This is a genomic window from Planomonospora algeriensis, assembly GCF_977012225.1.
Window position 1 is genome coordinate 1 of sequence record NZ_CDRNDK010000314.1, and the last position, 7,792, is coordinate 7,792.

The 7,792-nt window shown below is 75.0% G+C and carries 5 protein-coding genes and 3 pseudogenes; 7 read left to right on the forward strand and 1 reads right to left on the reverse strand.

Translation table 11 applies throughout. The annotated features are described in order from the left end of the window. From ACWJ6R_RS25735 to ACWJ6R_RS25765, 7 genes and pseudogenes are all read left to right on the forward strand, one after another. Window positions 1–201: pseudogene (locus ACWJ6R_RS25735) on the forward strand (FAD-binding oxidoreductase); the annotation flags it as partial. Window positions 202–250: 49 nt separating this feature from the next. Beyond that, window positions 251–1,491, forward strand: a pseudogene (locus ACWJ6R_RS25740) ((Fe-S)-binding protein). A gap of 41 nt (window positions 1,492–1,532) precedes the next feature. Beyond that, a complete protein-coding gene (locus ACWJ6R_RS25745) occupies window positions 1,533–2,336 on the forward strand; it encodes an IclR family transcriptional regulator (protein WP_449064704.1) in 804 nt (267 codons plus the stop codon). 192 nt (window positions 2,337–2,528) lie between these two features. After that, entirely contained in the window at window positions 2,529–4,751 is a 2,223-nt protein-coding gene (locus ACWJ6R_RS25750; protein ID WP_449064705.1) for a hypothetical protein, read from the forward strand. 236 nt (window positions 4,752–4,987) lie between these two features. Then, window positions 4,988–5,626 (forward strand): RNA polymerase sigma factor, encoded by a 639-nt coding sequence (locus ACWJ6R_RS25755; protein WP_449064706.1) that lies wholly within the window; start codon window positions 4,988–4,990, stop codon window positions 5,624–5,626. Continuing rightward, a complete protein-coding gene (locus ACWJ6R_RS25760) occupies window positions 5,623–6,663 on the forward strand; it encodes a CU044_5270 family protein (RefSeq protein ID WP_449064707.1) in 1,041 nt (346 codons plus the stop codon). The genes ACWJ6R_RS25755 and ACWJ6R_RS25760 overlap by 4 nt, the downstream gene beginning before the upstream one ends. Window positions 6,664–6,964: 301 nt before the next feature. Beyond that, complete coding sequence (locus tag ACWJ6R_RS25765) at window positions 6,965–7,360, forward strand: PepSY domain-containing protein (protein WP_449064708.1); 396 nt, start codon at window positions 6,965–6,967, stop codon at window positions 7,358–7,360. A gap of 137 nt (window positions 7,361–7,497) precedes the next feature. Here ACWJ6R_RS25765 and ACWJ6R_RS25770 read toward each other — a convergent pair. After that, a pseudogene (locus tag ACWJ6R_RS25770) lies at window positions 7,498–7,792 on the reverse strand (hypothetical protein); the annotation flags it as partial.

The following is a 7,792-nucleotide window of genomic DNA, read 5'->3' on the forward strand; positions in this document are numbered from 1 at the left end:
TTCGCGGCCTTCGTGTCCGGGGTGCGCGACGACGTCCGCCCGCTCGGCGGCAGGCTGACCGTGCTCGCCGCGCCGCCGGAGCTCGCCCGGCGGGTGGACCCCTGGGGTCCGGTCGGGGCGCTCCCGCTGATGCGGCGGGTCAAGGAACGGTTCGACCCCGGCCGGAGGATGTCCCCCGGCCGACTGGCGGAAGGCCTCTGACGTGGACCCCGAGATCGACCCCCGCATCGAGCCCCGCATCGAGCCCGGCATCGACCCCGGGCTGATCGGCGACTGCGTGCACTGCGGGTTCTGCCTGCCGGCCTGTCCCACCTACGTCCTGTGGGGCGAGGAGATGGACTCCCCCCGCGGCCGGATCCACCTGATGGGCCAGCACGTGGCGGGCACCCCGGTGACCGGGGAGATGGCCGGGCACTTCGACGCCTGCCTGGGCTGCATGGCCTGCGTGACGGCCTGTCCGTCCGGGGTGCGCTACGACAGGCTGATCGAGCAGACCCGGGCGGTGGTGGAGCGCGAGCACGTCCGCGCGCCCGCCGACCGGGCGGTGCGCGAGCTGGTCCTCCGGTTGTTCCCCTATCCCCGGCGGCTGCGGGCGATGCGGCTGCCGCTGCGGCTGGGCGCCGGTCTGCGGCGCAGGATCGCGCCGGCGCTGGAGCGGGTCAGCCCATCCCTGGCCGCGATGGCCGACCTCGCCCCCGACCCGGTACGGCACCGGCGGCGTGCCGCGCCGGGGTCCGGGCGGTCGGCGGGCGCCGGGCCACGGTCGGCCTGCTCACCGGATGCGTGCAGGGGGAGTTCTTTCCCCAGGTCAACGCGGCCACGGCCCGGGTGCTGGCGATGGAGGGCTGCGAGGTGGTGATCCCGCCCGCCCAGGGCTGCTGCGGCGCCCTGTCACTGCACTCCGGCCGCCCCGGTCAGGCCGCGCGGTTCGCCCGGCGGACGATCGCCGCCTTCGAGCGGGCGGGCGTGGACACGGTCGTGGTCAACGCGGCCGGGTGCGGCTCGACGATGAAGGAGTACGCCGACCTCCTCGACGGCGAGTGGGCCGCCCGGGCCGCCGCGATCAGGGTCGCGGACCTGGCCGAGTACCTCGTCGAGCTGGGGCCGGTCGCCACCAGGCACCCGCTCCCGCTGACGGTGGCCTACCACGACGCCTGCCACCTGGCCCACGCCCAGGGCGTACGGTCCCAGCCGCGCGAGCTGCTGGCCGCGATCCCCGGCCTGGAACTGCGGGAGATCGCCGAGTCGTCGATCTGCTGCGGCTCCGCCGGGACCTACAACCTCCTCCAGCCGGAGGCCGCCCGCGCGCTCGGCGACCGCAAGGCCGGGCACGTGCTCGCCACCGGGGCCGACCTGCTGGTCTCGGCCAACCCCGGCTGCACCATGCAGATCACCGCGGCGATCCGCCGCTCCGGCGCGACCCCGGTCCCGGTGGCCCACACCGCCCAGGTCCTGGACGCCTCCCTGCGCGCCCTGCGGGAGATCGGGTGAGCGGGCGAGCCGACGGGCGCACGACCCGTGGAGGAGAAGACGTGAGCGGGCGGACCAGTGGGCGCGGCGCCGGCCGCGAGACCGGGACGGGCGGCGCCATGGGCACGGTGCAGTCCGTCGACCGGGCGCTGGACCTGCTGGAGGCGCTCGCCGCCAAGGGCGGCGAGGCCGGGATCTCCGAGCTGTCCGCCGCGACGGGCCTGCCGTACGGGACCATCCACCGGCTGCTGCGCACGCTGCTGGCCCGGGGGTACGTGCGCCAGGAGTCCGACCGGCGCTACGCGCTGGGCGGGACGCTGGTACGGCTCGGCGGGGTGGCCGAGCGCATGGTGGGCGCGTGGGCGCAGCCGTACCTGGAGAAGATGGTCGCGCTGTCCGGCGAGACCGCGAACCTGGCGGTGCTGGAGGGCGACTTCATCGTCTACGTCGCGCAGGTGCCCTCCCCCCGGCGGCTGCGGATGTTCGCCGAGGTGGGCAGGCGGGTGCTGCCGCACAGCACGGCGGTGGGCAAGGTGCTGCTGGCCGACCGGCCGACCGGTGAGGTGGCCGCGCTCGTCGAGCGGACCGGCATGCCCCGGCGCACCGCCAACACCATCACCGACCTGCCCGGCATGCTCGCCGAACTGGAGCGGGTCCGCGCCCGGGGGTACGCGATGGACCTGGGCGAGGAGGAGCTGGGCGTGCACTGCCTGGCCGTAGGGGTGCACGACGGCTCCCGGACGGTGGCCGCGATATCGGTCTCCGGTCCGGCCGAGCGCATCGAGACGCTCGACCGGGAGGAGCTCGCCGAGGGCATGCGGCGGATCGCGGGCGACTTCGGCGCCGAGCTCGGCGGTTCCCTGTAGGACCGCCCGCCGGCGGGTCCGCGTTGACGGATGCCGGGGCGGGAGGAAGGGTCCGTGTAGGACGCGTCGCCGGGGCCCGCGCCGCGGATCCCGGCGGCACGCCACCCGGGGAACCGGAAGCCGCAGAGCCGGGGATCCGGCGGTCCCCGGCGGCGCCCCGCCCGCCGCGCGCCGAGCGAACGGAGACACCCCATGTCCGCTCCAACCGACCCCACCGCCCCCGCTCCCTCCCCCGGCACGGCCGTGCCGGAGCAGCACCTGAGCCGGGAGGCCCCCACGCCGGAGACCGGGACCGCCAGACGGGAGTCCTGGACCACCGGACCGGGCCCCGGGACGGCCGGACAGGAGACCGCGGCCGCCGGGCAGGAGGCGCCGCTGACGCGGGGGCGCTACCGGAGCGGGGGCCCGGGCCACCTGCTGGAGCTGCGCGTGGACGTCGACGGCGTCCGCCCGCAGCACCGGGTCAGCGGTGACTTCTTCACCACCGCCGGGGAAACGGTCTCCTACACCGGCTCCTTCATCGTGGACTCCCCCGCCGTCGACGTCTCCGGCGGCCAGGTGACGATCACCGGCACGGGCGCCTTCACCTTCGCCGCGGCGGCCTCGCAGGTGCGGGTGAGCATCCCGCTCCGCCCGGCCCCCGAGCCGCCGGGCGAGGCGACCGTGCGCTTCTCCACGCCCGGCGGCAGGCCCGGCGCCGCCTACCTGTGCCCCTTCGTCTCGCCGTACTTCCGCAGCGTGCTGCTGGAGCAGGACTCGGTGGCCGGCACGGTGCCGTTCACCTCCTACGACACCGCCTCGCTGCCCGGTCCCGCGGCCGGTCCGCCGCGCGAGCTGACGATCGCGCGGGCCTACGCGGAGGCCGGCATCGAGCTGCAGCTGTCGGCCGCCGCGGACGTCATCGCGACCGGCGCCGCCGGGACCGACCTGGTCTGGGACGACGCCGAGCTGCACAACGCGATGGTGCGGCACTTCAGCCTGCACGCCGACGCGCCGCAGTGGAGGGTGTGGATGCTCCTGGCCGGCGCGCACACCGGCGGCTACCGGGGGATCATGTTCGACTACGCGGGCGCCTGCCAGCGCCAGGGCGCCGCGGTCTTCCACGACGCCGTCAAGGGCTCGACCCCGCAGGCGCTGCGCGCCCAGCTCCGCACCTACGTGCACGAGCTCGGCCACGCCTTCAACCTGCTGCACTCCTGGCAGAAGCACCTGGCCGACCCGCCCCGGCCGCTCGGCCCCAACAACGGCTTCGCCGACCTGAGCTGGATGAACTACGTCCAGCACTACCGGCCCTTGTCCGGGGCCGGCGGCGAGGCCGCCTACTGGGCCGCCTTCCCCTTCCAGTTCACCGACGACGAGCTGGTCCACCTCCGGCACGGCCACCACCGCGATGTGATCATGGGGGCGAACCCCTTCGGGCGGGGCGCCGCCGAGATCGCCCCGGAGCTCTTCGACGAGCCGGTCGAGGACCGCTCGGGACTGGCTCTGGAGCTGCGCGCCAAGGATGCCTTCGAGTTCGGCGAGCCGGTGGTCGTGGAGCTCAAGCTCCGCACCACCGACCTGCGCGGCCGTACCACGCACGGCCACCTCCACCCGGCCACCGACTTCACGCACATCGCGATCACCCGGCCCTCCGGCCGGACCGTGCTCTACCGGCCGGTGATGCGCCACTGCGTGGACGACGCCGCCGAGGTGCGGCTCGACGCGGACGACCCGGCGATCTACCGCAGCGCCTACATCGGGCACGGCGCCGACGGGCACTACTTCTCCGAGCCCGGCGAGTACCGCCTCCGGGCGCAGTACCTCGCCGCGGACGGGTCGCGGATCGTCTCCCCGGTGCTGTCCGTCCGGGTCCGCCACCCCGTCGCCCGGGCCGACCAGGAGGTCGCCGAGCTGATGCTGGGCGAGCAGGCCGGCACGCTGCTGTCCCTGCTCGGCTCCGACTCCCCGGCCCTCTCCGCCGGCAACGACGCCCTGTGCGAGGTCATCACCCGGTACGGCGGGCATCCCCTGGCGGTGTACGCGCGCATGGTGCGGGGCGTCAACGCCGAGCGGGACTTCAAGGACCTCGCGGCACGCAGCCGCCGGCTGACGATCCGCCCGCCGGACACCGAGGAGAGCATCCGGCAGCTGTCCGCGGTGGCGGAGGCCTCGGCGGGCGACGGCGGCGTCGACAACATCACCCTCAACATGGTGATGCGCCGCCTCGCCTCCGCCCAGGCGAAGAAGGGTGACCTGGAACGGGCCTCCGGCACGCTCGACCGGATGGTCCGCACCTTCGAGGCCAAGCACCTGCGACCCGCCGTCCTGGAGCGGATCCGCCGCCAGGCCGAGGCCGCCAAGGAGGACCTCACCGCCGAGACCGACCTGCGCGAGCGGGAGCCGGACGGGCCGGACCGGCAGGGATCCGACTAGACAGGGCCGGACCGGACGGGATCGGCCCAGACGGGATCGGGCTGCCCGGGGCCCTTCCCCGCACCCATCGGCACTTCCTTCGTGCCTGCTTTACCCGCAGCGGATCATATTGCTCCCGTTCTGCGGATCCCAAGGGTGCTTTGGGAACCGGATAGCGTCCAGTGGCGGAGTAGGGGGTGAGGGCGCGGACGCGCCCCGGGAAAGGACCCCTTTCACATGACTGGACGAAACGGGTGATGGCGCTGGCGCTCTTCCAGCGGGCCGGAGCACCCGTCCCGCCCTCCGCCGCCCCCGGATCCGGCGAGCCCGGCGGGACCGCCTCCGACGCGGCGCTGATCGAAGGTTCGTTGGCCGATCCCGACGGGTTCGCCGGGCTCTTCGACCGGCACGCCGACGAGATCCACCGGTACGCCGCCCGGCGGCTGGACGACGCCTCCATGGCCGATGACGTGACCGCGGAGACGTTCCTGGTCGCCTTCCGCAAACGCGCCCGGTACGACCTGTCCAGAGCCGACGCCCGGCCCTGGCTGTACGGCATCGCCTCGAACCTGATCTCCGGCCACCGCAGGGCCGAGACCCGCAGGCTCAAGGCGCTCGCCCGCTCCTTCCGGCACGCCCCGGAGCAGGCGGCCGGTTTCGAGGAGCGCAGCGCGGAACGCGTGACCGCCGACCGGCTCCGGCCCGCCCTGGCCGCCGCGCTGGCCCGGCTGAGCTCCGCCGAACGCGATCTGCTGCTGCTGGTCGCCTGGGCCGAGCTGACCTACGAGGAGGCCGCTGAAGCCCTCGGCATCCCGGTCGGGACCGTGCGCTCACGGCTCTCCCGGACCCGGACCAAGATCCGCCGTTTCCTGGACTCCCTGGAGCCGCACGCATGAACGAGGACGAGATCCAGCTGGTGGCCCGCATCCGGCCGGACGCGGCGCCGTACGACCCGGAGGCGAAGGCCGCGGCCCGGCGGGGGCTGGCCGCGGCGTCCGCCGCACGCACACCCGTGCGCTCCCTGTGGCGCAGGCCCTGGGTGGCGCTGCCGGCCGGAGCGCTGGCGGTGGCGGTGGGCATCGCCGCCACCGTGCTGGCCGGCCGTACGGGCCCGGAGCGCGGCCCGGTGCAGGAGGTCGTGGTGGCGCTGCCGCGGCTCGCTCCCATGTCGGCGAGCGAGGTGCTGGGCAGGGCCGCGCGCGCCGCCGCCCGGACCGATCTGGAACCGCGTGACGACCAGTTCGTCAAGGTCGAGTCGGAGACCATGTACGGCGCCTTCAGCGAGGACTCCCGGTACCTCTACCGGACGAAGCGGGTGATCTGGCAGTCCACCGACGGGACCAGGGAGGGCTCGCTCCGGATCGAGCACCTGGAGCCGAGGGCCTATCCCGGCTGGCCGATCCCGGAGAGCGCCTACGACGAGGTCGGCACCGTCGACCTGCACCGGCTCCCGGTCTGCGATCCGGTCCCCGACCACCTGCGCACCGACCACGCGGCGGTCAAGCGGCTGCCGGCCGACGCCGAGGGGATGCGCGCCCACCTCTACACCGGGGACCGGGGCGGCAACTCCAGGGACGAGGCCGCCTGGACGCGGGTGGGCGACCTGCTGCGCGAGAACTACGTGCCCGCCGCGCAGCGGGCCGCGCTGTTCGAGGCGGCGGCGACGATCCCCGGGGTGGACGCCGTCGGCGACGCCGAGGACGCCGCGGGCCGCAAGGGCATCGCCGTGGGCCGGGTCGGGCCGGACGGCGTCCGCGAGGACCTCATCTTCCATCCGGAGACCTACGAACTGCTGGGCGAGCGCGGCATCGTGGTGGACGAAAAGCTGGCCGAGTCCCCCGCGGGCAGCCTGGTCGCCTCCACCGCGGAGCTCTCCGTCTCCGTGACCGACGAGGCCCCCGAGATCGACGACGAGAGGGCCGGCTGCATGTGAGATGACCGGGATCTCACCCGGTGCCTACCAGGCCATCGTCGCACCGGGTGATCGCGGCCCCGCCCGCCGGGCCTTCGGCGGGCGGGATCGGGCCCGCGTGGGGACGACTCGCCGGTCCACGAGGCGGCGCCGCCGAAGATACGCCGACGAGACCGTACCGGCGAGGCGGTGCCGCGCGCCGACGGGTCGTCCCTGGACGGGCCCACCGCAGGAGCGGGCGGCGACGGAGGTCCGGCGGCTCCGCCGAAGTTTTTAACGAAGGCCCGGCGCTCCCGCACCGTCGTCCGGGAAGGCATGATCCATGAGACAGCGCAGCATGTTCGCCAGGATCGCCCTCACCGCCGCCGGGACCGCGACCCTCCTCTCCTGCGGGGGCGGCGCCTCCGCGACGGGCACCGCGGACGCCACGAGCGGTCCGGGCGCCACGATCACCGGGACCGCCGGTGCCGCCGCCGGTCCCGGGCGCACCGCGGCCGGGGCCTCCTCGCTCACCGCGGCGGGCGTCACCTCGCGGCAGGCCGCGCAGATCGCCAGGAGGAAAGTGCCCGGTGCCCGCGTCACCAGGGTCAGGCACGTGTGGGACCAGGGCATCTGGAACTGGCGGGTGGAGCTGGTGAAGGCTCCGTGGCGGTACGACCTCTTCGTCTCGGTCCGAAGCGGCAGGGTCGTCAGAATAAAGATCAACTACGATCGCTGACCGCTCCGGGCCGGGAATCCGAGACCGGAGCCTGGGACCTGAGGCGGTCAGGTGGCGCGCCGGGCCCCGCCGGGCCCCGCCGGGTCCCGCCGGAAGCGCCCACCGCGCCACGCCGCCGATCGTCCGCGTCGTCTCCGTCAGTCGTGGACGCGGTGGACCGGCAGGCCGTCGGCGCCGCAGCGCACCTCGACCTTGACGTCGGCCTCGTCCGACTCGAACTCGACACGCGCCCGGGCGGCCGGACCGCGCTCCACGTCGTCCACCTGGAAGCCCTGCGCGGGACTCCACGCCCGCAGCACGGCGAGACCTCCCTCGCACCGGGCGATCAGGTTCCCGCCCGGCGTGGTGATGACCCGGCTCCGGCCCGCCGCCGGTCCCCCGGCCGACGGGGCGGCGGCACCCGGACCGGCCGTGGCCGTCCCGTCGACCGCG